Source organism: Rhizobium sp. P1_E6 (genome assembly GCF_056405875.1).
In genome coordinates this window covers 1-25,567 of sequence record NZ_JBFUBG010000092.1, presented here as the reverse complement: position 1 = coordinate 25,567, position 25,567 = coordinate 1, and the positions used below count along the sequence as shown (strand labels likewise).

25 protein-coding genes, 1 pseudogene and 1 riboswitch are annotated in these 25,567 nt (G+C 60.5%); of the genes and pseudogenes, 17 read left to right on the top strand and 9 right to left on the bottom strand.

Annotation, left to right across the window (positions count from 1 at the left end; genetic code table 11):
* The 5 genes from AC1D35_RS29080 to AC1D35_RS29060 form a co-directional block, all read left to right on the top strand.
* The coding region (locus AC1D35_RS29080) for an ABC transporter substrate-binding protein (protein WP_477941376.1) at positions 1 to 1,164 on the top strand (1,164 nt) is incomplete at its 5' end.
* An 11-nt stretch (positions 1,165 to 1,175) separates the two neighbouring features.
* Positions 1,176 to 2,108 carry a carbohydrate ABC transporter permease gene (locus tag AC1D35_RS29075; RefSeq protein ID WP_113298782.1) on the top strand — a complete coding sequence of 311 codons (933 nt, stop codon included), beginning with the start codon at positions 1,176 to 1,178 and terminating at the stop codon, positions 2,106 to 2,108.
* Complete coding sequence (locus tag AC1D35_RS29070; RefSeq protein WP_113298783.1) at positions 2,098 to 2,940, top strand: carbohydrate ABC transporter permease; 843 nt, start codon at positions 2,098 to 2,100, stop codon at positions 2,938 to 2,940. Before AC1D35_RS29075 ends, AC1D35_RS29070 begins: the two co-directional genes overlap by 11 nt.
* Before the next feature lie 18 nt (positions 2,941 to 2,958).
* Positions 2,959 to 4,011, top strand: coding sequence for a sn-glycerol-3-phosphate ABC transporter ATP-binding protein UgpC (locus tag AC1D35_RS29065; protein ID WP_115037621.1), 1,053 nt, complete (start codon positions 2,959 to 2,961; stop codon positions 4,009 to 4,011).
* Positions 4,012 to 4,019: 8 nt separating this feature from the next.
* Positions 4,020 to 4,718 carry a hypothetical protein gene (locus AC1D35_RS29060; RefSeq protein WP_477851974.1) on the top strand — a complete coding sequence of 233 codons (699 nt, stop codon included), beginning with the start codon at positions 4,020 to 4,022 and terminating at the stop codon, positions 4,716 to 4,718.
* 37 nt (positions 4,719 to 4,755) lie between these two features.
* On the opposite strand, the gene kdgD is transcribed toward AC1D35_RS29060, so the two are convergent.
* The 3 genes from kdgD to AC1D35_RS29045 all read right to left on the bottom strand — a co-directional run bounded on the left by kdgD (position 4,756) and on the right by AC1D35_RS29045 (position 7,481).
* The gene (gene kdgD / locus AC1D35_RS29055; protein WP_477941379.1) at positions 4,756 to 5,679 is read right to left on the bottom strand and encodes a 5-dehydro-4-deoxyglucarate dehydratase; all 924 of its coding nucleotides are present in this window, start codon (positions 5,677 to 5,679) and stop codon (positions 4,756 to 4,758) included.
* Positions 5,680 to 5,723: 44 nt separating this feature from the next.
* Positions 5,724 to 6,704, bottom strand: coding sequence for a mannonate dehydratase (locus AC1D35_RS29050; RefSeq protein ID WP_113308941.1), 981 nt, complete (start codon positions 6,702 to 6,704; stop codon positions 5,724 to 5,726).
* Positions 6,705 to 6,770: 66 nt separating this feature from the next.
* The gene (locus AC1D35_RS29045; RefSeq protein ID WP_113298787.1) at positions 6,771 to 7,481 is read right to left on the bottom strand and encodes a FadR/GntR family transcriptional regulator; all 711 of its coding nucleotides are present in this window, start codon (positions 7,479 to 7,481) and stop codon (positions 6,771 to 6,773) included.
* 123 nt (positions 7,482 to 7,604) lie between these two features.
* Between AC1D35_RS29045 and AC1D35_RS29040 the strand changes: the two genes are divergently transcribed.
* The 5 genes from AC1D35_RS29040 to AC1D35_RS29020 are packed head-to-tail and all read left to right on the top strand — an operon-like array spanning position 7,605 to position 12,709.
* Complete coding sequence (locus AC1D35_RS29040) at positions 7,605 to 9,200, top strand: ABC transporter substrate-binding protein (protein ID WP_477851972.1); 1,596 nt, start codon at positions 7,605 to 7,607, stop codon at positions 9,198 to 9,200.
* A 15-nt stretch (positions 9,201 to 9,215) separates the two neighbouring features.
* Positions 9,216 to 10,244 (top strand): ABC transporter permease, encoded by a 1,029-nt coding sequence (locus AC1D35_RS29035; RefSeq protein ID WP_113508059.1) that lies wholly within the window; start codon positions 9,216 to 9,218, stop codon positions 10,242 to 10,244.
* Positions 10,241 to 11,143 carry an ABC transporter permease gene (locus tag AC1D35_RS29030; RefSeq protein ID WP_113308944.1) on the top strand — a complete coding sequence of 301 codons (903 nt, stop codon included), beginning with the start codon at positions 10,241 to 10,243 and terminating at the stop codon, positions 11,141 to 11,143. Before AC1D35_RS29035 ends, AC1D35_RS29030 begins: the two co-directional genes overlap by 4 nt.
* On the top strand, positions 11,130 to 11,972 hold the full coding sequence (locus tag AC1D35_RS29025; protein ID WP_113308945.1) for an ABC transporter ATP-binding protein: 843 nt from the start codon (positions 11,130 to 11,132) through the stop codon (positions 11,970 to 11,972). Before AC1D35_RS29030 ends, AC1D35_RS29025 begins: the two co-directional genes overlap by 14 nt.
* Complete coding sequence (locus AC1D35_RS29020; RefSeq protein WP_113298828.1) at positions 11,972 to 12,709, top strand: ABC transporter ATP-binding protein; 738 nt, start codon at positions 11,972 to 11,974, stop codon at positions 12,707 to 12,709. Before AC1D35_RS29025 ends, AC1D35_RS29020 begins: the two co-directional genes overlap by 1 nt.
* Before the next feature lie 2 nt (positions 12,710 to 12,711).
* On the opposite strand, the gene AC1D35_RS29015 is transcribed toward AC1D35_RS29020, so the two are convergent.
* The 4 genes from AC1D35_RS29015 to AC1D35_RS29000 form a co-directional block, all read right to left on the bottom strand.
* Positions 12,712 to 13,665: a sugar-binding transcriptional regulator gene (locus tag AC1D35_RS29015; protein WP_113308946.1), complete on the bottom strand. Its 954-nt coding sequence runs from the start codon at positions 13,663 to 13,665 to the stop codon at positions 12,712 to 12,714.
* 21 nt (positions 13,666 to 13,686) lie between these two features.
* Entirely contained in the window at positions 13,687 to 15,153 is a 1,467-nt protein-coding gene (locus AC1D35_RS29010) for an FGGY family carbohydrate kinase (protein WP_477852116.1), read from the bottom strand.
* 65 nt (positions 15,154 to 15,218) lie between these two features.
* A complete protein-coding gene (locus AC1D35_RS29005) occupies positions 15,219 to 16,175 on the bottom strand; it encodes a transketolase family protein (RefSeq protein WP_115037610.1) in 957 nt (318 codons plus the stop codon).
* Positions 16,175 to 16,984, bottom strand: a complete 810-nt coding sequence (locus tag AC1D35_RS29000) for a transketolase (protein WP_113308962.1) — start codon at positions 16,982 to 16,984, stop codon at positions 16,175 to 16,177. The genes AC1D35_RS29005 and AC1D35_RS29000 overlap by 1 nt, the downstream gene beginning before the upstream one ends.
* Positions 16,985 to 17,197: 213 nt before the next feature.
* Between AC1D35_RS29000 and AC1D35_RS28995 the strand changes: the two genes are divergently transcribed.
* The 7 genes from AC1D35_RS28995 (at position 17,198) to ribB (ending at position 24,139) form a co-directional block, all read left to right on the top strand.
* Positions 17,198 to 18,181, top strand: coding sequence for an ABC transporter permease (locus tag AC1D35_RS28995; protein ID WP_477851969.1), 984 nt, complete (start codon positions 17,198 to 17,200; stop codon positions 18,179 to 18,181).
* 115 nt (positions 18,182 to 18,296) lie between these two features.
* Positions 18,297 to 19,226 (top strand): sugar ABC transporter substrate-binding protein, encoded by a 930-nt coding sequence (locus tag AC1D35_RS28990; protein WP_113298805.1) that lies wholly within the window; start codon positions 18,297 to 18,299, stop codon positions 19,224 to 19,226.
* A 27-nt stretch (positions 19,227 to 19,253) separates the two neighbouring features.
* Positions 19,254 to 20,732: a sugar ABC transporter ATP-binding protein gene (locus AC1D35_RS28985; RefSeq protein ID WP_477941369.1), complete on the top strand. Its 1,479-nt coding sequence runs from the start codon at positions 19,254 to 19,256 to the stop codon at positions 20,730 to 20,732.
* 22 nt (positions 20,733 to 20,754) lie between these two features.
* Entirely contained in the window at positions 20,755 to 21,543 is a 789-nt protein-coding gene (locus AC1D35_RS28980; RefSeq protein ID WP_477851966.1) for an SDR family oxidoreductase, read from the top strand.
* Between the two features lie 4 nt (positions 21,544 to 21,547).
* Positions 21,548 to 22,285: a triose-phosphate isomerase gene (tpiA, locus tag AC1D35_RS28975; protein WP_113308951.1), complete on the top strand. Its 738-nt coding sequence runs from the start codon at positions 21,548 to 21,550 to the stop codon at positions 22,283 to 22,285.
* Between the two features lie 77 nt (positions 22,286 to 22,362).
* The gene (locus tag AC1D35_RS28970; RefSeq protein WP_113308952.1) at positions 22,363 to 23,145 is read left to right on the top strand and encodes a glucose 1-dehydrogenase; all 783 of its coding nucleotides are present in this window, start codon (positions 22,363 to 22,365) and stop codon (positions 23,143 to 23,145) included.
* 106 nt (positions 23,146 to 23,251) lie between these two features.
* Positions 23,252 to 23,396, top strand: a riboswitch (FMN riboswitch).
* Between the two features lie 116 nt (positions 23,397 to 23,512).
* Entirely contained in the window at positions 23,513 to 24,139 is a 627-nt protein-coding gene (gene ribB / locus AC1D35_RS28965) for a 3,4-dihydroxy-2-butanone-4-phosphate synthase (protein WP_477851965.1), read from the top strand.
* Positions 24,140 to 24,306: 167 nt separating this feature from the next.
* Here ribB and AC1D35_RS28960 read toward each other — a convergent pair whose 3' ends face one another.
* Positions 24,307 to 25,437 (bottom strand): Gfo/Idh/MocA family protein, encoded by a 1,131-nt coding sequence (locus AC1D35_RS28960; protein ID WP_477851964.1) that lies wholly within the window; start codon positions 25,435 to 25,437, stop codon positions 24,307 to 24,309.
* Between the two features lie 11 nt (positions 25,438 to 25,448).
* Positions 25,449 to 25,567 (bottom strand): annotated as a pseudogene (locus AC1D35_RS28955) (ThuA domain-containing protein); the annotation flags it as partial.

Below are 25,567 nucleotides of genomic sequence, written 5' to 3'. Positions count from 1 at the left end.
ACCATCTGGAGCGCGGCAGAAGCGCATCTGAAGCTCTTCAACGAGATCGCGGCCGGCTTCAAGAAGGATCACCCCAACGTCACGGTGACCTTCGAGTCGCTGCCGTTCGACACCTATACGACGGCGCTCACCACCCAGATCGCCGGCGGCAATGCGCCTGATCTGGCCTGGATCTTCGAGACGACGGCTTACGACTTCGTCAATTCCGGCGCGCTTTATCCGCTCACCGATACGCTGAAGGCAACGCAGGGCTACAATCTCGACGAGGTAAGCGGGACGGCCACCGAGCGCTGGCAAAAGGACGGCACGCTCTATGCCTATCCCTTCTCCACCTCGCCCTTCGCAGTCTTCGTCAACAACGACCTCATCAAGGCGGCCGGCGCCAAGACGCCCGCCGAGATGATCGCCGCCGGCCAATGGACCTGGGATAATGCGATCGCTACTGCTTCGGCTGTTGGCCAGACGGGTAAAGGCGGCCTGATCGTGCGGGACTTCAACTACCAGATCTGGCAGAATCTTGCCTCGGTCTGGAACGGCTTTGGTGCCGCACCCTGGAGCGCCGACGGCAAGACCTGCATGATGACCGAAAAGCCTATGGTCGATGCACTGACCTTCGTCCATGAGGCGATCTTCGAGAAGAAGGCGATCCCCGGTCCAGGCGAGAATGTCGACTTCTTCGCCGGCAATGCGGCGATGACCATCACCCAGATCAGCCGCGCCTCGCTGCTGCCGAAGGACAAGCCCTTTTCCTGGGATCTCGTGCCGCTGCCGAAGGGACCAGCCGGTGACTATGCGCTGATCGGCCAGGCCGGTATCGGCGTCATGCAATCCGGCAAGAACGCGAAGACAGCCGCCGAATTCGTCGCCTATATGACGAACCCGGAAAATTCGGCCAAGCTCAGCCAGTTCTTCCCCTCGGCCCGCAAGTCGCTGCTCAACGCGGACGTGCTGAAGAAGACCAATCCGCTGCTGACGAGGGAACAGATCGACAAGGTCGTTATCGCCGGCATTGCGACGGGCAAGGTCATTCCTGGCCACACGGGCTTTGCGCAGATCCAGCAGACCGTGCGCTCCGGCCTCGACGCCGTCTGGCGTCCGGATGCCGATGTCGCCGGCACGCTCCAGACGATCTGCGGCCAGATCGGCCCGCTGCTCAAGCGCTGAGGAGATAAGAGATGGCTGTCGCACAGGACAACGCAACTTCGGAAGGCCGCTCCTCGTCGCCGTTCTGGACGATTGCGCGGCGCGACAGCCTCGCCGGCTTCCTGTTCATCGCTCCGCAACTGATCGGCATCATCATCTTCGTGCTGATCCCGCTCGGTCTGGTCTTCTGGTATTCGCTGCACGAGTGGAACGTGCTCGCCAATACCTTCACCTATACGGGCACGCAGAACTACCAGATGCTGAGTGAGGACCCGAACCTGTTGCAGGTGCTCGGCTCAACCGCCATCTTCTCCGCCGGGCTTGTGGTTCTCAATCTGTCGCTGGCCTTGCTGCTGGCGGTGCTGTTGAACCAGAAGCTTGCAGGTATCACGATCTTCCGGACGCTGTTCTTTTCGCCTGTTGTCGTGTCGCTGGTGGCCTGGACGATCGTCTGGGGGTTTCTGCTGCAAAAGAACGGCGGCATTAACGGCATGCTGTTGCTGTTTGGCATCGAGGGTCCGAACTGGCTGCGCGGCGAGACCACCGCGATGATCTCGGTCATCGTCGTCCAGGTGTTCAAGAATGTCGGCCTCAACATGATCCTCTTCCTTGCAGCCCTCCAGGGCGTGCCGAACGAGCTCTATGAGGCGGCCCGCATTGATGGTGCGCCGCGCTTCAAGCAGTTCCGCCGCATTACCCTGCCGCTGATCAGCCCGACCATCCTGCTCACCTCGATCATCACCATCGTCGGATCGCTACAGGTCTTCGCGCAGATCGCGGTGCTGACGCAGGGCGGGCCGGGCATCTCGACGACGGTGCTCGTCTATTATCTGTACCAGCAGGCTTTCCAGTTTCATTTCTTCGGTTACGGCTCCACGCTGTCGATCCTGCTCTTCCTGATCGTCGCCGTGCTGACCTTCGCCCAATGGCAATTGCGCAAGAGGATCGTGTTCTATGAAAGCTGAGCTCCCCCCGCGCATGAAGGTCTTTCTGTACGGGCTGATGTGCGTGCTGCTCATTCCTTTCGTCTTCCCGACCTGGTGGATGGTCACCTCTTCGGTGAAGCCGATCAGCGATATCTTCGCCTTTCCGCCGCAACTTTTCCCGCAGAGCTATGACTGGACGACCTATGGCAAGGTCTTCGAGCTGCAGCCTTTCGTCAAACAATACTGGAATTCGGCCTATATCGCCGCCGCGGTCACTGTTGGCACGATGATCGTCTCATCGATGGCCGGTTACGCCTTCGCGCGCATCAAGTTCCCCTTCGCCAACACGATCTTCATGGTAGTGCTGCTCGGCCTCTTGATCCCGTCGGAGGTGACGATCGTGCCGCTCTTCCAGATGTTTTTGAAGGCCGGTATGGTCAATACGCATTGGCCGCTGATCCTCGTGCCGATCTTCGGTGCGCCGAGTGTTTTTGCCACTTTTGTCATGCGACAGTTTTTCGTGACGCTGCCGGTCGAACTGGAAGAGGCAGCGCGCGTCGATGGTCTCGGGCGTTTCAAGATCTTCCGCAAGATCGCGCTGCCGCTTGCCAGACCGGCACTGGCCTCTGTGGCGATCTTTACCTTCCTGCACTCTTGGAACCTCTACCTCGAACCGATCGTGTTCCTGTCGAGCGCGGAGAAGTTCACGCTGCCGCAGGCGCTGACCCAATATACCGATGCCTATGGCGGGCCGATGTGGAACATCCAGCTTGCCGCGGCGACACTCACGGCGCTGCCCGTCCTCATCGTTTTCATCATCGCGCAAAAGCAATTCGTCGAAGGGCTCGCGCATACCGGCCTCAAGGGCTGAAGAACCGGATTTTCCCCCATGGCTGACGTTACCCTTTCCCGTGTCCGCAAGAGTTATGGTGCGCTCGACATCATTCATGGCGCCGACCTCGGCATCCGCGACGGCGAATTCGTCGTGCTGGTCGGGCCATCGGGTTGCGGCAAGTCCACTCTACTCAGGATGATTGCCGGGCTCGAGACGATTACCGGCGGGGATATCAGGATTGGCGGACGGGTGGTCAATGATCTCGATCCGAAGGATCGCGACATCGCCATGGTCTTCCAGAACTACGCGCTCTATCCGCATATGACGGTCGCCACCAATATGGGCTTCTCGCTGGAGCATCGCGGTACCAGCAAGGTGCAGATCGCTGAGCGGGTGACATGGGCAGCCGACATCCTCGGCCTGTCTCACCTGCTCGATCGTTATCCGCGCCAGCTCTCCGGCGGCCAGCGCCAGCGCGTCGCCATGGGGCGGGCGATCGTTCGCAATCCGCAGGTCTTCCTCTTCGACGAGCCGTTGTCGAACCTCGACGCCAAGTTGCGCGTCGTCATGCGCGGCGAAATCAAGAGCCTGCATCAGAGGCTCAAGACGACGACCATCTATGTCACCCATGACCAGGTCGAAGCCATGACCATGGCTGACAGGATCGTCGTGCTGAACGCCGGCAGGGTGGAGCAGATCGGCGCGCCACTCGACCTCTACGACCGGCCGGCCAATCAGTTCGTGGCCGGTTTCATCGGCTCGCCGGCGATGAATTTCCTCAGCGGCACAATCACCGAAAAAGGGTTTGCGGCACCCGGCATCGTATTGCCGCTGCCGCAGGTGGCGCATGACTTGAACGACCGCAAGGCGGTCTACGGCATCCGGCCGGAGCATTTCGCACTCGACGACGGCGGCGTGCCGGCGCAGATCGTTCTGGTCGAGCCCATGGGATCGGAAACCCAGGTGACGATGAAACTCGGCGAGGCCCAGGTCACCGGCGTCTTCCGCGAGCGCGTGTCGCTCTCCTCCGGCGCGACGATCCACGTTCGTCCGGAGCTTTCCAATATCCACCTCTTCGCCGCCGACGGCGGCTTGCGTCTAAACTGAGGTTTCTCATGCCGACCTATCCGGAAACCAGACTTACCAGGGCGCTGCGCGAGGGCGAATTCCCGGTCATCGTCTCGCTTGCCCGTCACGATCTCGACCTTGCGACGGCGGCCATCGGAGCGGGTGCGTTTGCGATCAAGATCCATCTCAACGCCTATCATCGCGCCACCGGCACGACCTTCGGCAGCTTTGGCGAAGAGCGACCCTTCCTGGAAAGGCTCGCGACGCTTGGCGTTCCGCTTCTGGTGATGGTCGGGCAGGAAACGGTTCCGAGCCCGCAAGAGCTGGATGTGCTCGCCGATCTCGGATTTGAAGGCTTCAACATCTATTTCACCGACATGCAGCCGCATCTGCTGCAATCAAGGCTACGGCCCATTCCGGCTCTTGGAGAGGCGAGTACGGACGAGGATTTGCAGAGAATTCTCGACATTCCCGGCGCGATGATGGAAGCCTCCGTCGCTTCCTTTGCCGACTACGGAAAGCCGCTCGACGAAACCGATCTCGCCCGCTACCGGACCATCACTGACAAGGCGGGCATTCCGGTCATCGCGCCAAGCCAGAAGAAGTTTGTGCCCGATGATATGCAGAGACTGAGGGCCGCGGGTATCGCGGCGCCGCTGCTCGGGGTTATCGTCACCGGCACGACGCCCGAGAGCATGAGAGCGGCGGTGACGCCGATTGTCGCGGCGGCGCGACGGTGGCGCTGACTGGACACCGGCCAGCCAGCCCAACGCCGCCGCGGGCTTACTCCGCGGCCAGTCTCGTCGGATCGTTGGCCTCGACAATCGACCGCAGAACGGAAAGCTCCTCGGCCGAAAGGTCCGTGAGCGGTGCCCGCACGGTGCCCGGATCGCGGCCGATGACTTTCAGTCCAGCCTTGATGATCGAAACCGCATAGCCCTTCTTCCGATTGCGCAGCGCAACGAAGGGGAAGAAGAAGTCCTTGAGAATCTGATCGACGGTCTTCTGGTCTCCTGCCCTGAGCGCCTTGTAGAAACGTTGCGAAAGAGCCGGCACGAAGTTGAAGACCGCCGAGGAATAGGTAGTGACGCCGGCGGCGAAATAGGCCTGCGCGTAGACTTCATGGGTCGGCATGCCGCCGACATAGACGAGCCGGTCGCCGATCTTGGTGGTGATCTCGATGACACGGTCGACGTCGCCGACGCCATCCTTGAAGCCGATGAGATTGGGGCAGTCGTCGCAGAGTTGCGCGATGCTGTCGGCCGACAGGATCGCGTTGTCCCTGTTATAAACGATCACACCGATCCCGACGGATTGGCAAATGGCCTTCACATGGGCGACGAGTCCGGCTTGCTCGGCAAACATCAGATAGGGCGGAARCAGGAGCAGGCCATCGGCGCCGGCCTTTTCAGCAGCGCGTGCGATGTCGATGGCAAGCGACGTGCCATAGCCCGTTCCGGAGATGATCGGCGTTTTGCCGGCGGCGGCCTTGGCGGCGCGTATGACGGTGGGGATTTCTGCCGGATTGAGGGAGAAAAATTCGCCCGTCCCGCCGGCGGCAAAAAGCGCGCTGGCATCATAACTGGCAAGCCAGTTCACATGGTCGCGGTATGCGGCTTCGTTGAACTTGTTCTCGCTGTCGAAATGCGTCACCGGAAAGGAGAGGAGGCCGTTGCCCACGGCTTTCTTGATGGCGTTGGGATCCATGTTGAATTCCTTGAATAATTGCTGATTGAAGGTGAGCGTGTCGCTCACATATGACCGGCTTCCATCGCCTCGAGCACCGCCGCGATGTAACCGTAGCAGAAGCTGAAGGCGACGCCCGTCGCGTCGCGGCCGCTGATTCGCGGTACGTGGTCCGGCATGACCATGTATTTGTAGCCGACCTCCCGGTAGACCTTCAGCGAACGCACCATGTCCATGTCGCCCTCGTCGGGGAAGGTTTCCATGAAGGAGAGTTTGCCGCCGCTGATGTTGCGGAAGTGCACGTTGAAGATCTTTTCGCGCGTACCGAACCAGCGGATGATGTCGTCGATTTCCTCACGCGGATTGTCGAGCATCTCGCCGATCGAGCCCTGGCAGAAATTCAGGCCATGATAGGCGCTTTCGCGCATCTGCACGAATTTCTTCAGTCCGTCGACGGTGCCGAGCACGCGGGTGACGCCGCGATAGCCCGGCGGCGTATAGGGATCGTGCGGATGGCAGGCGAGGCGCACTTTGTTGCTTTCAGCGACGGGAACTACGCGCTCCAGGAAATAGTCGATGCGCTCCCAGTTCTCGTCCTCTGACAGGACGCCTGCAAGACCGGGCGCTGCCTGCTGATCGGTCTTGTCCCAACGAAAGGCCTCGTTCAGAGAACCACCACGGCCTTTTTCAAGGTCCGTACGCGGAATGCCGATGAGGTTGAGATTGTATTTCGTAGCCGGAATCCCGGCCTTTGCGCAGTTCTCGATCATCCGGCAGACGGCATCGATCTGGCGGTCGCGTTCCGGGCCGGCGAGCAGAATGTCGGGATAGGACGCGTTTTCGATCGGCTTGGAGGGCAGGGGGAGCTGGATCATGTCCAGAACGAGACCGAAGCTTTCGACATGATCGCGATGACGTTCGAGATCTTCCAGCGTCCAGCTCGACGGCGCACCCGGTGGATCCGCCGAAATATGCTTCACGCCCAGCTGGGCAAAAACGCGAAAATCATCGTCGTCCCGCGCGGCGACCTGGGTTCCCAAATACACGATTAACCTCTCGCTCATTCAAATGACGTCATATGACATAATATGAATTTCGAAGTTTGTCGAGCCTCATTGCTGCTCTGCGAGCATCCGGTATCGTCGCTGGCTCGCCATCATATGCGCGCGCATGGCCTGCCTCGCGCGATCCGGATCCTGCTCAGCGATAGCCGCCAGGATCTCACCATGCTCTGCATGAACTCTTTCAAGATAGGCGCGGTCATTGGCTTCAGGCAAGGTCGGGAATTGGCCGCGCGGGATCGCGCGCGGCCCGAAATGACGCAGGGCGTCGATATAAAACCGGTTGTTCGAGGCGTTGGCGATTGCGCTATGGAATTCATAATCGGCCTCGACCGTGGGCTCCCCGCTTTCGATGAGCTGGGCCATTTTCCGGTTGGCGACCCGAATTGCCGCCTCCTGTTCCGCTGTTCTGCGATAGGCTGCAATAGCGGCAGCTTCTCCTTCGACTGCCATGCGAAACTCGAGCAATTCCAATGTTTCCGGAATGCTCTTGACCTCAACCGGCGTCAGGGTCAGCCCGCCATGCGCCTTGGGATCGGATACGAAGACGCCCTTGCCTTGAACGGGCCGGACGAATCCGGCAGCGCGCAGGTCGGCGATCGCCTCCCGCACGACAGTGCGGCTCACGCCGAAGGCTGCCTCAAGCTGAGGTTCGGTTGGAAGCTGATCTCCCTCGCGAAGCTTTCCCGTTTCGATCTGCATGCGCAGCTGGTCGATGACCTGCTGCGCCAACCGCTGTCTGCCACGCGTACCCACCACCATTTCGTGGTTCCCCATTTTCTCCATCCCCCGCCCGTACGGCACTTGCAAACTTCTTTGAAAAGTCATAATACGACATACGGACGACATATTATGTCTTGTATAGTAACTCAGGGAGGAGTTGCAATGAAGCATTTTTCCAGAAGCCTGTTTGTCGGCGTCGCATTCTGCGCGCTGACTTTGGCGGCACCGGCACTTCGGGCGGCGACGCCCGCCGATCAGCTGGTGGTCGGCACCTCGCTCGCTCAGGTTCTTTCGCTTGATCCACAGCAGGCGACTGAAGCCAAAGCCAATGAAATCATGTCGAACCTCTACGATCGCTTGGTTGCCTCGACTCCTGACGGCAAGATCGTGCCGCAGCTTGCCGAAAGCTGGCAGGTCGATGACAAGGGGATCACGTTCAAGCTGCGCGAAGCGACCTTCGCCTCCGGAAATCCGGTGACGTCCAAGGACGTCGTTTATTCGCTCGGGCGTTTGCTGAAGCTCGATCAGGCCGCAGCCGCCAACCTGAAGCGCGTCGGCTATACGAAGGACAATATCGATCAACTGGTCAAAGCCGTCGACGACAAGACGGTGCGCGTCGATCTTTCGGGTCAGGTGACGTCGGAGCTTCTGCTTTACCGTCTCGCCATGGTCATTGCGAGCGTCGTCGACAGCGTTGAGGTCCAGAAGCATGTCGTCAGCGACGACTATGGCAATGCTTGGCTGAGAACCCATTCGGCAGGCTCCGGACCGTTTACGCTGAACCGCTGGGCGCCCAATGAACTTGTCATTCTCGACGCCAACAAGGACTATGTTGCGGGTGCGCCGAAGATGCGCCGCGTCATCGTTCGCCATGTGCCCGAAAGCCAGGTGGAGCGCCTGATGCTGGAGCGCGGCGACATTGACATAGCAAGCGCGCTGACCGCCTCCGATCTTGCCACCTTCGACAACAAGAAGGGCTTCGAGATCCAGCGTGTGCCCACAGGCGGCTTCTACGTGCTGTCGATGAATGCTGGTAACAAATACCTGTCCAACCCGAAGGTGCGCGAAGCGATCGCCTACGGTATCGACTACAAGGGGATCGAGAAGACCATCATGGGTCCTTACGGGCGTGCGCGCACTGTGCCCGTCCCGGAAAACTTTGAATATGCAATTCCAAGCCCGGACTGGCACCTTGACGTCGCCAAGGCGAAGGCGCTTCTTGCCGAAGCCGGTTTCAAGGACGGCTTTACGGTCAGTCTGAAGACTATCGCGCAGACGCCCCGCATCGATCTTGCCACTGCAATCCAGGCTTCACTCGGTCAGATCGGCATCAAGGTCGACATCCAGCAGGGCAATGGATCCGACATCATCGCGGCCCACCGCGCGCGGAATTTCGATCTGCTCATTCCCCAGACTGGTGCCTACATGCCGAACGTGCTCGGGGCGATGGAGCAGTTCGCCTCCAATCCCGACAATTCTCTCGAGGCAAACAATGCCGGCAATTTCGTCTGGCGTTCGGCATGGGACATTCCCGAATTGACGGCGCTGACGGCGAAAGCCTCGCTTGAGACAGATCCGAAGAAACGTGGCGAACTCTACGTCGAGATGCAGAAGATGTTCGTGGATCAGAAGCCGGCCGTCCTGCCGATGTTCGAGCGCTTCGAGCCCATCGTGCTGAGTGGCAAGGTTCAGGGCTATGTTGGCCATCCGAACCAGACGACGCGCCTTGAGGGCGTCACGAAAGCCGAGACCGATTAAGTAGGGTCGCCGATCATGAAGGAACTCTCTATCAAGGAACTGGCGCGCCGGGTGGGACACCTGGCCGTCAGCCTGTTCATCCTGCTATGCGTTACCTTCGTGATCGGCCGCATTCTTCCCGCCGATCCGGTTGGAGCGATCGTCGGCGAACTGGCAGACCCCACAGCCTATGCCGCCATGCGCCAGAAGCTTGGTCTGGATCTGCCGATCTATCAGCAGTTTTTTATCTATCTGAATGGTCTTGCGCATGGCGATTTCGGGACGGCCGTGCTGACGGGCAATCCGGTCTCTTCGGATCTTGCCCAGGCATTTCCCGCGACCTTCGAGCTCGCCACCCTGGCGATCCTGATCTCGACCTTCGTCGGCGTTCCGCTTGGCCTGACGGCTGCGCTCTTTCGCGACAGCTTCATTGACAAGATCGCCCGGATCGTGGCGCTTGTCGGCCATTCGATCCCGGTTTTCTGGTTCGGCATTGTCGGCCTGGTGATCTTCTATGCCGGGCTGAACTGGGTTGGAGGTCCCGGTCGTGTCGATGTCTTCTACGAGGGCATGGTGACGCCGCAGACAGGGCTGCTGCTCGTTGATAGCCTATTGCAGGGAGAGACGGAGATCTTCTGGAATGCGCTTGGGCATATCATCCTGCCGGCGGTGATCCTCGCCTATGCCGCGATGGCTTATATCACCCGCATGACCCGCAGCTTCACCCTGGAACAATTGAGCCAGGATTACGTGATTGCCGCGCGTGCAAAGGGTGTCGGTCCAGCCCGTACCGTCATCGGTCATGTCCTGCCGAACATCGCCGTCCAGTTGATCACCATCCTGGCGATTTCCTATGGCGGACTTCTGGAAGGCGCCGTCGTGACGGAGATCGTCTTTTCCTGGCCGGGTATCGGCCAATACATGACGAACGCACTGATGATCGGCGACATGAACGCCGTCGTTGCCGCCACGATCATCATCGGCTTCATCTTCATGTTCCTCAATTTCCTGGCGGACATCGCCTATGCGATATTCGATCCGCGAACGCGGGAGGCTGCACAATGAGCGATGCAATCCAAACCAACCTCGCTGCGCGCCCACCGAGCCTGCCTGCACGGATCTCAGGCTCGACGATACGGATCGTTTCAAGGCTGGGGCAGGAACCACTCGGCCTTGCCGGCTTCGTCATTCTGGCGATCCTCTGCGTGGTCGCGATCCTTGCGCCTTTGCTTGCGCCCTATGATCCCAACATCCAGGTCCTGTCCGACGCGCTGCAGCCGCCGAGTGCTGCTCATTGGGCGGGCACCGACGAGTTCGGCCGGGATATTCTAAGCCGCCTGATCTACGGAACGCGGATTACAGTCCAGACCGTGTTTTCTATCTCCCTGATCGTTGGCCCGATCGGTCTTTTGATCGGTGTCGTCGCCGGTTTCTTCGGCGGTCGGACGGATGCGCTTTTGATGCGGGCAACGGATATCGTCTTGTCCTTTCCCTCGCTGATCCTGGCGCTGGCATTTGCCGCAGCACTCGGGGCTGGATTGACGACGGCGATCATCGCCATTTCGCTCACGGCATGGCCGCCTATCGCCCGCCTGGCGCGCGCCGAGGCGCTGGTCGTCAGGAATGCCGACTATGTTGCCGCAGCTCGCCTTTATGGCGCCTCGCCGTTGCGCATCCTGTTCGTCTATATCGCGCCCATGTGCATTCCGTCGGTGATCGTACGCCTGACCTTGAACATGGCAGGCATCATTCTGACGGCCGCCTCGCTTGGTTTCCTCGGATTGGGCGCGCAGCCGCCGGCGCCCGAGTGGGGCGCGATGATCTCGAGCGGTCGCAAGTTCATGCTCGACTATTGGTGGGTTGCCGTCATGCCAGGCGTCGCCATTCTCATCACCAGTCTTGCCTTCAACGTCGTAGGCGACACGCTTCGCGACATTCTGGATCCCCGCCATGCCAGGTCCTGATATGAAGCCGGTACTCTCCATCGAAGACCTCAATGTCAGCTTCGGCAAGAACGCCGTGCCTGCGGTCTCCCGTGTCAGCTTCGACGTCGGGCGCGAGCGCGTCGGCATCGTCGGCGAGTCCGGCTCGGGAAAATCGACGACCGGCCGAGCGATCATGCGGCTTCTGTCGGCAGGCGCTACCGTCTCGGCAAAGCGTCTCGACCTCGACGGCAGTCCGCTTCTGTCTCTGTCTGAGAAACAGATGGGAAAGATACGCGGCAAGGATATTGCGCTGATTATGCAAGACCCGCGCTATTCCCTCAATCCAGTGCTCACTGTTGGCAAGCAGATCGCCGAAGCGGCCCGTCTGCATCTCAACCTGCGTGGCGGAGCGGCGACCGCTGCAGCCAAGGCAATGCTTGAGCGCGTTCGCATCAGGGACGCCGAGCGCGTGATGGCACAATATCCGCATCAGATATCCGGCGGCATGGGTCAGCGTGTCATGATTGCGATGATGCTTCTGGCGAGGCCGAAGCTCGTCATCGCCGACGAGCCGACTTCAGCGCTGGATGTCAGCGTGCGCAAGGATGTGCTGACGCTCCTGGATGAACTTGTGCGGGAGAATGATTCCGGCTTGCTGTTGATCAGTCACGATATCCGGATGGTCTCCGCCTTCTGTGAGCGGATCATCGTCATGTATTCCGGGCGCATCGTCGAGACGCTGACGCGGCTGGAAGATGCAAACCATCCCTATACGAAGGGGCTGATCGCCGCGATGCCCGATCCGCGGCATCCCGTTCGGCGGCTTGCGGTGCTCGACCGCTCGAAGATCGACGTGGAGAACGCATGATGATCGAAGTCCGCGACCTCAACGTCACATTCCTGTCCGGTAAACAGCAAAACCATGTCGTCAAGGACATCAGCTTCAGCGTCGCTCGTGGGGAAACGCTGGGCATCGTCGGCGAATCCGGCTGTGGCAAGTCGACTGTGTTGCGATGCCTGTCAGGCATGGAAAAAGGCTGGTCAGGGGAAATTACGCTGGAAGGCCGGGCTGTCGGCAAGTCGAGAAGTCTGGATGATCTGAAATGCGCTCAGATGGTGTTTCAGGACCCTTACGGCTCCCTGCATCCGCGCCACCGGATCGGCACGGCACTTGCCGAACCTTTGCGGGCGATGGGCAGACAAGAGATCTGGCAAACGGTGGAGCGTTCTCTGCGGCAGGTCGGCCTGCCGGCCGCATTTGCAAGCCGTTTCCCCCACGAACTTTCCGGCGGTCAGCGCCAGCGTGTCGCAATCGCCAGAGCGCTGATCCTGTCCCCGCCGATCCTGCTTCTCGACGAGCCGACTTCGGCGCTCGATGTGTCGATACAGGCGGAAATCCTCAACCTGCTGGCGGACCAGCGCGACGAGATGGGGTTGACCTACGTGCTTGTCAGTCACGATCTGGCGGTGATTGCCCACATGTGCGATCGCGTACTGATCATGAAGGATGGCCGGTTCGTCGACGAGCTCTCGAAACGGGATGTGCAGGACGGAAAAACGCATGACGACTATGCGCGTGAGCTATTTGAAGCGACCTTCATTTGACACTATACGTCGATCAATCGTTGAGCGGTAAACTTGTCCGTTACCAGCATGTCTATGACGCCAACACGCAGGGCACCTGAGATCGCTGCCGTCTTCTTCGAGCCGCCGGCCAGCGCGATGACCCGATCCACCCGTGCAAGGTCCTCAAGCGGAAGGCCGATGACCCTCTCATCCAGCGGTGTCTTCACCGGTTTGCCGTCCTTGTCGAAGAAACGCAGCGAAATGTCGCCGACGGCGCCGGCCTCGGCAAGATCGGCGAGTTCCCGCGACGAAAAGATGTTGCCGGAGCGGGCAAGCAATTCGGACGGTTCCACCGCGCCGATGCCAACGATGGCGAGCGTGATGCTGCCGAACAGATCCATGGTCTCACGAACGAAGGGATCTGACTGCATCAGGAGCTTGGCTTCCCTCGATGTCGTCACGCCCTGGACGGGAAGCAGCTTGGGTTCGGCCCCGGTCAGCCGAGCGAGACGGGTGGTGAGCTGCGTGGCGTGCGTCTGCACGGAAGGGTCGCCCATGCCCCCGAGGGTCTGGACAACGTATTTTACCTGGGCGCTCTTTTGCGGATGGATGTTTTCGACCATCTTGAAGATCGTCTGGCTCCAACTCGACACCCCGACGATCTCGCCAGGCGAAAGTGTGATCTCCAGAAGATGGGCTGCCGCTTCACCGATCCGGGCCATGACGGCGCCGTCCCGGTCCTCGCTGCACTCGACGACAATTGCTTCAGGAAGGCCGAACTTTTGTCGCAGCGCGCCCTCGAGCTCGCTATAGGTGCCGACCGGCGGGATGACGCTGGTGCGAACGATGTCCTCGGCCTCCGCCCTCTTCAGCATTCGCGAGACCGTCGCCTGGGATAGTCGCAAATGCTGTGCGATCTCCGCCTGCCGCCGCCCTTCGATGTGGTACATCTGGGCGACCCTGGAAATCAGGCGGAGTTCGTTGAGGCGGGACATGGGCTATACCGGCTTGAATTATTATTCACACTTAGCCGGTGTCGGTCGCGACGTCGAGCGGGCCAGCGCATCATTCCATGTATTGAGAAGGCCGATGCGATCGATCTCTTCGGGGAGGATCACCTTAGTGCTTCGGGGCAAGGCCCCGATCACGTCGAGATCGCTCCACAGTCCGAGCGAAAGCCCGGCCAAATAAGCTGCACCGAGGGCGGAAGCCTCCGGCGCTTGACATTGTATGACGGCGTGTTCGATGAGATTGGATACGCATTGCATCAGGAAGCGGTTCTGGCTCGGGCCGCCATCGACGTAAAGGGCGCCGAGTTGACCGCCGCTCTGGGCGCGCATGGCGGCGATCACGTCATGCACCTGGCAGGCGATCGAATCAGTCACCGAGCGGGCCATCTGGGCGCGCGTCGTAGAAAAGTTGATTTGCGAGAAAAGTGCGCGGGCGTCGGAGTTCCAGTAGGGCGCGCCGAGGCCGACGAAGGCAGGCACGAATCCCGGTCCGCCCGGCTCGGCGGTCGCCGCAAGGTCGACGACGGCTGCGACATCGGCAAGGCCCAGAATGTCCGCCATCCAGGGGAGGCTTGCGGCTGAAACGAGAATGTTGCCCTCGAAGGCGAAGGTCGGCATGCCAGCGATCCGCCAGGCGACCGTCGTGGTGATGCCGTTTTGCGGCGCGATGAAGCGCGGTAATGTCGTCATGACGGAGGAGCCGGTTCCGAAAGTCACCTTGCCGTCGCCCGGCTTGAAGGCGCCATGACCGAAGAGTGCTGCATGGCTGTCGCCGATGGCCGACCGGATCGGCGTGCCATCGGGAATACCGGGAAGGCCACGCGTCGTGCCGAAATCGGCGGAGCTGTCGAGCACTTCGGGCAGCAGGCCGATATCGACGCCGAAGATTTGGCCGAGTTCCTCGCTCCAGATCTGGCCATTGAGGTCGAACAACTGGCTTCGGGCGGCATTGGAGGCATCGCAGACGTGGCGGCTGCCGCCGGTCAGGCAATGAATGAGCCAGCTGTCGATCGTGCCGAGGCGCACGCGGCGGCCGGCTGGCACGCGATCGAGCAGCCAACGGAATTTCGATCCGGGAAACATCGGGTCGAGAGGGAGGCCGGTCAGTGTCTCCACACGATCCAGATGCCCTTCGGCGATGAGGCGCTCGCAGTCCGGCGCGGTGCGGCGGCATTGCCAGCTCAGCACTGGGCCTAGCGCTTCGCCGGTCTCGGCATCCCAGACAGTGACGGATTCGCGCTGGTTGGACACCGCCACCGCCTCGACGGCGACGCCGGAGGCGTTTTTCAGGCAGGCCTCGATCGCTTCGCAAACGGAGGCAAATATCCGGCGTGGATCCTGTTCGACCCAACCCGGCTGCGGATAGGAGATGCCGACAGCGGCCGAGCCTCTGGCAAGGACGTCTCCTCTTTCGGAAACCAGAACTGCCTTCGAATTGGTAGTGCCTTGGTCGATCGCCAGAATTGCCCGCATCATCTTCTCCTCAGACGAATGGCCGGGGCGGATGCGCGCCCCGGCTCAATAGACCTGCTATCAGATTATTTGCGCTTGATCAGCGCCTGGGCCGCATCGGCGATCGCCGCCGGCGCCATGCCGAATTCGTCGAGGAGGAATTCGGCGGATCCCGTCGGCGCGTAGACGCCGGGAACGCCGAGACGCTTCATCGGTACAGGGGCGTTGTCGACCACCACTTCGGCGACGGCGGAACCGAGGCCGCCGAAGATCGAGTGCTCTTCCGCCGTTACGATCGCGCCAGTCTCGTGGGCTGCGGCGATGATGGCGGTTTCGTCGATCGGACGAACGGTCGCCATGTTCAGCACGCGCGCCTTGATGCCGCGCGCGGCAAGGATTTCGGCCGCCTTCACCATGCGGTGGGTCAGCGTGCCGTTGGCAATAAGAGTGACATCGGAGCCTTCGCGCAGCAGGTTCGCCTTGCCGACTTCGAACTTGTGGCCTTCGGGCAGCAGATCCGGAACGCCGACGCGCGACAGGCGCAGGAAGCAGGGACCATTGTAGCTTGCTGCCCATTCAACGGCGGCGGCAGTCTCGATCCGGTCGCACGGCGCGATCACGGGCAGATTCGGCAGGACGCGGATCCAGGCAAAATCCTCGATCGAATGATGGGTCGGGCCGAGTTCGCCGTAAGCCATGCCTGAGGAAATGCCGACGAGCTTGACGTTGGCATTGGAGTAGGAAATGTCGGCCTTGATCTGCTCCAGCGACCGGCCGGTCAGAAACGGTGAGGCGGCGCAGACATAGGGCAGTCGTCCGCCATTGGCGAGACCCGCGCCGACGCCGACCATGTTCTGCTCGGCGATGCCGACATTGACGAGGCGGTCGGGAAATTTCGACTTGAAACCGCCAAGCTTGGAGGAGCCGACCGAGTCGTTGCAGACGGCGACGATGGTTTCATTCTCGGTTGCCAGGCGTTCGAGCGTCGCGGCAAAGGCATCGCGGCAGTCATAGAGCTTCGGTGGGTTTACGGGCGCGTTCATTAGAGTGCCTCCGACAGTTCTGCCAATGCGGTTTCATATTGTTCCTTGCTCGGAACCTTGTGATGCCAGTCGACCCGATCCTGCATGAACGAGATGCCGTGGCCCTTATTGGTGTGCGCCACGATGCAATGAGGACGGTCGGAACGATGCTCGAGAGCGGGCACGATCGCGTGCATGTCGTTGCCGTTGATTTCACTGACCTCCCAGCCGAAGGCTTCGAGCTTGGGGCGAAGGGGGGCGAGATCGTTGGTGTCCGAGAGCGAGGCACCCTGCTGGAACCTGTTGTGGTCGATGATCAGCGTCAGATTGTCCAGACGGAACTGGTATGCCGCCATGATGGCTTCCCAGTTCGAGCCTTCCTGCATCTCRCCATCACCGGTGATGACGTAGGTGTGGTACTTCGCGCCCGAGAGTTTCGCGGCCTTCGCCATGCCGATAGCGACCGGCAGCCCGTGTCCAAGCGGYCCGGTGTTGGTTTCGACGCCCGGCACCTTGTTGCAGTTCGGATGGCCGTTCAGCCGGGAATATGGCTTCAGGAAGGTTGAGATTTCCTCTTCCGGAATGAAGCCGCGCTTGGCAAGCACAACATAGAGCGCACAGGCCGTATGGCCCTTCGACAGCACGAACCTGTCGCGATCGGGGTGTTTCGGCTGGTCTGGCCAGACACGCAGCACGCGGAAGTACAGCGCCGTGAGCAGATCGATCACCGACATCTCGCCACCGATATGGCCGGCGCCTGCCTCGTATACGGCCTGAAGGTCGCGCAGACGGATCTGGCGAGCAACACGTTCAAGTTCGGAAGGCTCCATCATTTCCTCTTGTGCATAAATATTCATGTGTTTATATTTTTGCACAGGCGACGTCTTAGTCAAGCCCCTTATTAGTCATAATGCTCTAGCTTTCATCCGAAAAGCCGGTTGACAGTGCTAAGGCAAGTTGTTAATGAATTTTCCAGCAGGCATGAATATTTATTCTTGCTTGGTGAAATATTGGCTGCCGGCCTTAGTCTTCAGGGAGGAACGATGGTGGCGATCGACGTTAATGAACAGAGCCGTCCATCGGGCACGTGGGTCAGCAAGCTCACGGGAGCGACCGGTCCGCTGATCGGATTGCTTTTGCTCTGCTTCTTCCTGACCTTCAGCACTGATGCATTTCTCTCCGTCCGCAATGGTTTGAACATTCTCGACCAGATCACCGTGCTCGGCATTATGGCTGTTGGCATGACCTTCGTGATCCTGATTGGCGGCATCGATCTCTCGGTCGGTTCGGTTCTGGCGCTTGCGATGATGGTGATGGGCTGGACAGCGAATGTCGCCGGCCTGCCGCTCGGCGTAGGCATCGTCGTGGCGCTCATTGCCTCGATGATCAGCGGCCTGATCGTCGGCATCATGGTCACCTGGTTCAGGGTGCCTGCCTTTATCGCGACGCTTGCGATGATGTCGGCCGCGCGCGGCGTGGCGAACATGATCACCGACGGCCAGCAGATCGTCGGCTTCCCCGACTGGTTCATGATGCTGGCCATTGACCGCCATTTCGGCATTCTGACCGCAACCGTCTTCCTGATGCTGGCTGTCGTCGCCGCTGCCTGGGTTTTCCTGCACTTCCGCGCAGAAGGCCGCATGCTCTATGCAGTCGGCGGCAATCCCGAAGTTGCCCGTCTTGCCGGCATCAATGTCCAGCTTGTGACTATTCTCGTCTACATGGCGAGTGCCGTCCTTGCAGGTCTTGCCGGCATCGTTCTTGCTGCCCGTCTGGACTCGGTTCAGCCGTCCAGTGGTTTCGGCTACGAGCTGGACACGATCGCGGCCGTCGTCATCGGCGGAACGTCTCTGTCGGGAGGCGCTGGCGGCATCGGCGGCACACTGATCGGCGTCCTGATTATCGGCGTGCTGCGCAACGGCCTCAACCTTCTCAACGTGTCGCCTTTCCTGCAACAGGTCATCATCGGCGTCGTCATCGTTCTCGCGGTCGGTGCCGAAACGATCCGCAAGCGGCGGGCCGCCTGATCGCTAGGCTGCAGAGGATGCGGGCCTGAAGAAATTCCTCTCCGAAGGGTTTGGAGCGGATCTATTGCCCGAGGGGGAGGATACCCAAGGGTTCACTAACAATGGAGGAACTGACATGAAATTTGCGCGCACTCTGCTCGCGTCTGCCGCCCTGCTTGGCCTCAGCCTCGGATCCGTTCAGGCGGCCGAAGTCAAGAAACTCGGCCTTGCCGTCGCCAATCTGCAGGCGAACTTCTTCAACCAGATCAAGCAGTCCGTCGAAGCCGAAGCCAAGAAGCGTGGCATCGAGGTCCTCACCGTCGACGCCAAGGGCGATGGCCCGACCCAGGTCAACCAGATCCAGGACCTGCTGACCCAGAATATCGACGCACTGATCTACATCCCGGCAGGCGCTGCTGCAGCCAGTGTGCCGGTCAAGCTTGCAAAGCAGGCCGGCATTCCGGTCGTCAACGTCGACCGCAATGCTGAAGGCGCTCCGGGCGATACCTTCCTGGCGACCGATTCCGTCGCCTCCGCCAAGGCGGTTTGCGACTACATCCTCAAGGAAGCTGGCGGCAAGGGCAAGATGGTCATCATCCATGGCCAGAAGGGCACCACGCCTGAACTGGACCGCACCAAGGGGTGCCAGGAATCCCTGAAGGCCTATCCGGACGTGAGCGTCGTCGCCGAGCAATATTCCAACATGTGGAGCCAGGACGAGGGCTTCCAGATCATGCAGAACATGCTCCAGTCCAATTCGGATGTCTCGATCGTCTTCGCCCAGGCAGATGGACTGGCGCTCGGTGCGGCTCAGGCGATCAAGGTCGCCAATCCATCGCAAAAGATCGTGGTCGGTGGTTTTGATGGCGACACCGCTGCACTTGAGGCCCTCAGCAAGGGTGTGTTCGACGTAACCGCGACACAGCAGACGCAGAAGATGGGCCGCGATGCGGTGGAGAACGCGGTCAAGCTCGCTGCCAAGGAAAAGGTGCCGCCGGTCCAACTGATGGACGCCACGCTGACGACCAAGGAAAACGTGGCAGGCTTCATCGCCAACCATCCGTAATCAGTCGAAATCTCGAGGAGGTGTGCTGTGACCGAGCCGGTTCTTTCCCTGAGGGGCATATCCAAGCGCTACGGACTGCTGCAGGTTCTGAAAAATGTGGACCTGGACGTCTATCCCGGCGAGGTGGTGGCACTTCTCGGCGAAAACGGCGCTGGCAAGTCGACACTGTCAGGCATTATTGCCGGATCACGCACACCGTCCGAGGGCACGATGACATGGCTGGGGCAGCCTTATGCCCCGGCCGCTCCACGCGAGGCGATCGACAAGGGCGTCGTGCTGATCCACCAGGAATTGCAGCTCCTGCCGCATCTTTCCATCGCCGAAAATGTCTTCATCGGTCGATGGCCGATGAAGAACGGCGTGGTCGACCGCGCCCAGATGGTTCGCCGCGCCCAGGAACAGCTCGCACGGCTGAACCTGCATATTCCCGCGACCCGAAAGGTCGCCGGTCTCTCGACCGCCAACCAGCAGCTCATCGAGATCGCCAAGGCGCTGGCGCTTAATGCAAAACTCCTGATCCTCGACGAGCCGACTGCAGCCCTTGGTGGGGCGGAGACGGAAGCCCTGTTCGAGCAGGTGCGCAAGCTCCGCGCCGAGGGCGTGGGCATCATCTACATCTCCCACCGTATGGAGGAGATCAAAAAGRTCACCGATCGCATCGTCGTGCTTCGCGACGGAGAGCGCGTCCATGAATTTGCCGACAGCTCGACGCCGGTGCGCACAATCGTCGAAAGCATGGTCGGTCGGTCGCTCGATCGCCTGTTTCCGACACTTCCCGAGCCGACCAGCCGGTCCGTGCTTGAGGTGTCTGGCCTGACGTCGCCGGACGATTCCTTCCGCGATGTGAGCTTTGACGTCCATGCCGGCGAAATCCTTGGCATTGCTGGCCTCGTCGGCGCCGGCCGCACCGAGCTTGTAAGGGCGATTTCCGGTGCCGATCCAATCAGCGGCGGCTCGATCAAGCTGGACGGTGAGGCTCTGAAGCTGCGCAGCCCAGCGGATGCGATCGCCAGGGGCATCGTGATGGTTCCGGAAGATCGCAAGGAGCAGGGCCTCGTCGTCGCGCACAAGATCAGCGAGAACATCATCTACGCCAATCTCGACAAGCTTGGCGGGCGCTGGCTCACCTCGAACGTGAAGCGCGTTTTCGCCGAAAAGGCAGTGGCGAAGTTCGGCGTCAAGGGGCGTGCGGAGCAGTTTGCTTCCGATCTCTCGGGCGGCAACCAGCAGAAGGTCGTCATCGCCAAATGGCTGATGCGTGATCCCAAGGTCGTGGTGCTGGACGAACCGACGCGCGGCATCGATGTCGGAGCCCGCGCCGGCATCTACGACATCATCGTCAACCTCGCCAAGCAGGGTGTCGCGGTCATTGTCGTAAGCTCCGACCTCGAGGAGGTTCTCGGCGTATCAAACCGCATTCTCGTGCTGGCTCAGGGCAAGCAGGCAGGCATTCTGAAGCGTGACGAGGYGAACGACGTCTCGGTCATGGAACTGGCGACAATCTAAGCAAAGACAGAAAGGAAGAGCGGTGTCCGACATCTCTCTGAACGCACCGAAACTATTTGATCTCAGCGGCCAGGTCGCCATCGTGACGGGTGCCGGCAGCGGCATCGGGCAGAGGATCGCCATCGGTCTCGCCCAGTGCGGTGCTGACGTCGCGCTTCTCGACCGCCGTAGCGATGACGGCCTTGCCAATACTGCCGGCCATATCAGGGCTGCCGGCCGTCGATCGATCGAGATTGCAGCCGATGTGACCAGCAAGTCGTCTCTGGCGGATGCCGTCGCCCGCACCGAAGCCGATCTCGGTGCGCTCTCGCTTGCTGTCAATGCCGCCGGTATCGCCAATGCCAATCCCGCCGAGGAGATGGAAGAGGATCAGTATCAGACGCTGATGGACATCAACCTGAAGGGCGTTTTCCTCTCCTGCCAGGCCGAAGCGCGGGCCATGTTGAAGAACGGCCGCGGGTCGATCGTCAACATCGCCTCCATGTCGGGCGTTATCGTCAATCGCGGTTTGAGCCAGGCCCATTACAATGCCTCGAAGGCGGGCGTGATCCATATGTCGAAGTCGTTCGCCATGGAGTGGGTCGGGCGCGGCATCCGCGTCAACACGATCTCGCCGGGCTATACCGCAACGCCGATGAACACCCGGCCCGAAATGGTGCATCAGACCAAGCTCTTCGAGGAACAGACGCCGATGCAGCGAATGGCCAGTGTCGACGAGATGGTCGGTCCGGCTGTCTTTCTGCTGTCGAATGCCGCGAGCTTCGTGACGGGCGTCGATCTGCTCGTCGACGGCGGCTTCTGCTGCTGGTGATGCCATGCGCAAGCTGATCGCAGGCAATTGGAAAATGAACGGTCTCATCTCCTCCCAAGCTGAGATCGAGGCGCTGAAGGGACTAACGGGCAGTGCGACGTGCGATATCGTCGTCTGCCCGCCCTTCACGCTGATTGATCGCGCAGTGGCGCGGGTTAAGGATTCGAAACTGGTCATCGGCGCGCAGGATTGTCATGCGCAGCAGTCAGGTGCCCATACGGGCGACGTCTCTGCCGAAATGCTCGCCAATATTGGCGCGCGTTATGTCATCCTCGGACATTCCGAGCGCCGTGTGTCTCACGGCGAAGATGATGAAATCGTCCTTGCAAAGGCAGTTGCCGCTCACCAAGCGGGCTTGATCGCGATCGTCTGTGTCGGTGAAACGCGACATGAGCGTGACGAGGGACGGGCGATCGAAGTGGTTGGCGAGCAGTTGAGAGAATCCATTCCCGAGGCAGCGACGAGCGCAAATCTCGTCGTCGCCTATGAGCCCGTATGGGCGATAGGAACCGGATTGGTGCCGACCAACGAACAGATCGAGGAGGTCCATGCCGCGATCCGGCAGATGCTCGCAGATCGGCTGGGGAACGACGGCCATTCAGTCAAGATCCTCTATGGCGGCTCGGTCAAGGCGTCGAATGCGGCTTCGATCTTCAAGATTCGCAATGTGGACGGCGCGCTGGTTGGCGGCGCTTCGCTGAAGGCATCGGAATTCGCCGCGATTATTTCTGCAGCCGTTTGAAGTCTAAGTGAGCGGGTAAGCGCGGCCGGTTTCTTGGATCGGCGCCGCACTCGCCGGCACCGTGAAAGGAAAAGAGAATGCAACGCTTCGAAAACAGGACTGTCGTCATTACCGGCGCAAGCCGCGGCATCGGTGCGGCGATTGCCAAACGCTTTGCGCGCGAGGGCGCCAATCTCGTCGTCTCCGCCAATGAGGAGAGCGTGCATGCCGTCGCCGAGCAGATCAAGGTCGATGGCGGCAAAGCTATCTCCTTCGTTGGCGACGTCACCGACAAGGCAAGCGTCAAGGCTCTTTATGACGCTGCCGAACAGGCCTTCGGCGCCGTTGATGTCTCCATTCAAAATGCCGGTGTCATCACCATTGCCCGCATCGAGGATATGACTGAGGGCGAGTGGGACAAGGTCATGGCGGTCAACACCAAGGGCGTGTTCCTCTGCGCCCAGGAAGCGATTGCCCGCATGCGCAAGCATGGCCGCGGCGGTCGCATCATCAACACCGCCTCCGGCCAGGCACGCGACGGCTTCATCTATACGCCGCATTATGCCGCGTCGAAGATGGGCGTTGTCGGCATTACCCAGAGCCTTGCCAAGGAAGTCGCGACCAACGGCATTACCGTCAACGCGTTCTGCCCCGGCATCATCGAAACCGACATGTGGGCCTATAACGACCAGGCATGGGGCAAGCTGCTCGGCAACTACGGCCCCGGCGAACTCATGAAGGAATGGGTCGAGGGAATACCGATGAAGCGTGCCGGATCGGGCGAAGATGTCGCCGGCCTCGTCACCTTCCTTGCGAGCGACGACGCGGCCTATATCACCGGCCAGACCATCAATGTCGATGGCGGCCTGATCATGTCATAGCTTTGTTCGACAATAGCGAACGGTGCTTTCACCTATACGAGACAATTCTCGAGCGGTGATTTTCGCCCAACCTCTTGCCGAACGAGGCATTCATCATTTATCTAAGAAATGTTCTCAGGGCGGGGTGTAATTCCCCACCGGCGGTATCGAGGCAACTCGGAGCCCGCGAGCGCCTTCGTGAAAGCGAAGGGTCAGCAGATCCGGTGAGATGCCGGAGCCGACGGTCATAGTCCGGATGGAAGAGAGCAACGTAGAGGACGCCGCTCGGCACGCGGCGTTTCATATGCTTGTTCGCCCAAGGGAAAATGGTGGCCTTTGACAGGCCATGGATGTCGCGCGTTGCGGCTAACCCTTGAAAGGCAGAGAAATGGCAATTTCTAAAATCGAAGATGGGATCGCCGCAATTGCACGCGGCGAGATCGTGGTCGTCGTCGACGATCGCGACAGGGAAAACGAGGGTGACCTCGTCATCGCATCGGAAGCAATCACTCCGCAGGCAATCGCCTTCATGATGAATTACGCCCGCGGCCTCATCTGCGTCGCAATGGAAGGCGAACGGYTGGACGAACTGCAGATCCCGCAGATGGTTCCCAACAATACCGAACTCTTGAAGACAGCTTTCACCGTGTCGGTTGACTATATCCCTGAAACGACGACCGGTATTTCCGCGGCTGACCGCGCCGCGACGGTTCGCGCGCTCATCGGTAAGAATTCTCGCCCCGAGGATTTTGCGCGGCCCGGCCATATCTTCCCGCTGCGAGCGCATCCGAACGGCGTGCTTTCTCGCCCCGGCCATACCGAGGCGGCTGTCGATCTCGCTAGGCTTGCCGGCCTGTCGCCGTCGGGCGTCATCTGCGAAGTGGCCAATGACGATGGCACGATGGCGCGCCTGCCCGATCTCGAGCGGTTTGCCGAACGGCACGGCCTCCACCTGATCACGATCGAGGATCTCATTGCCTATCGTGGCGTGAGCGCGCCTGTTAAGGCCGCTTAGGAAGCCCGCCTTGTCTGCCGTGGTTATATACCGCGGCAAGCAAAGATCGCGTGGGTGCCGTTTGCGCCATCCGGAGCGAGCGCCCGCCCTCTGCCATGGATAAGCAGAGGGAGCTGTTGGCTMGAAGAAGGCCCGATCACGCGGGCCTTCTATGTTTCACCATGCCGTCAGACAACGAGTGCCAGCGCCGGACCCTGATCGTCCGCCTCGCTTTCAAGCTCCTGGCCGGCCGTGCCTTCCAAGTTATCGGAAGCCAGCAGATTGAACTCCCGACGTTCTTTCTCCGACACAATCGCGAGGTCGATGACCTTCTGCAGGTTGGCGGCATGGCGGAAGGTGGGATCGTCCTGTTTCCCGGTCCTGACCGCTTCGGCAAAGCGCTGATAGTTGGTCAGCACCGTCGGCACCTCGATATCACGCCAGGTGGCGCTTTCAATGTCGTCGCCGAAACAGCCGCGAAGATCCGAGCCGTCCGGACGATGAGTGACTTCGAGGCTGCCCCTCTCGCCGTAGATGCGCAGCTTCAGCTCGTTCAAATGGCCGGTCGCCCAGCGGGTCGCATGGATGACACCGAGCGCGCCATTGGCGAAATCGACCGACATAGTGAAGCTGTCATTGGCATCCAGCATATACTCGCCGATCTGGCCACCCGGCGCCTTGTTGAAGGTCTTGAGCCGCGCAAAGACGTGATCGATGTCGGTCGCAGCGCCATAGGCTGCGAAGTCGAGGATATGGATACCGACATCGCCGAGCACGCCGTTCGAACCGTGACCGGTGGACAGGCGCCACAGCCAGCGCGATTCCGTGCGCCAGTCGCCCCAGGCACGCGAAACCAGCCAGCTCTGCAGGTAAGAGGCTTCAACATGACGGATGGTGCCGAGTTCGCCTGATAGCACCATCTCGCGGGCGCGCTGCAGGGGAGCAACGTTGCGATAGGTGAGGTTCACCATGTTGATGACCCCGGCTGCCTCTGCAGCTTCGGTCATCTCGAGCGCGTGCGCATAATTCTCCGCCAGCGGCTTTTCGCAGAAGACGTGCTTGCCGGCGGCAATCAGCGCGAGGCTGGTCGCGTGGTGGATACGGTCGGGCGTCACATTCGTCGCCGCATCGAATTTGTCCCAGGCGATTGCTTCGTCGAGCGTGCTGAAGCGTTTTTCAATGCTGAAATGATCGGCGAACTCATCGAGCCGGGCCCGGTCCGTATCGACGGCGCCGACCACTTCCACGCCATCGATGGCAAGGAAGTTGGCAACCTGGTTTTTGGCCATGACGCCTGTGCCGAGAACGAGTAGACGCATTGCTGTTCTCCTCAGCGGTAACCGGCTTCGCCGGCCTGGTGCAGTCTCGGGCCGCGCTCGACGATCGGCTCCAGTGCTTTTTCTACCGGCACATTTGGAGCATCGGTGATGCTCTTCAATGCACCCTCGG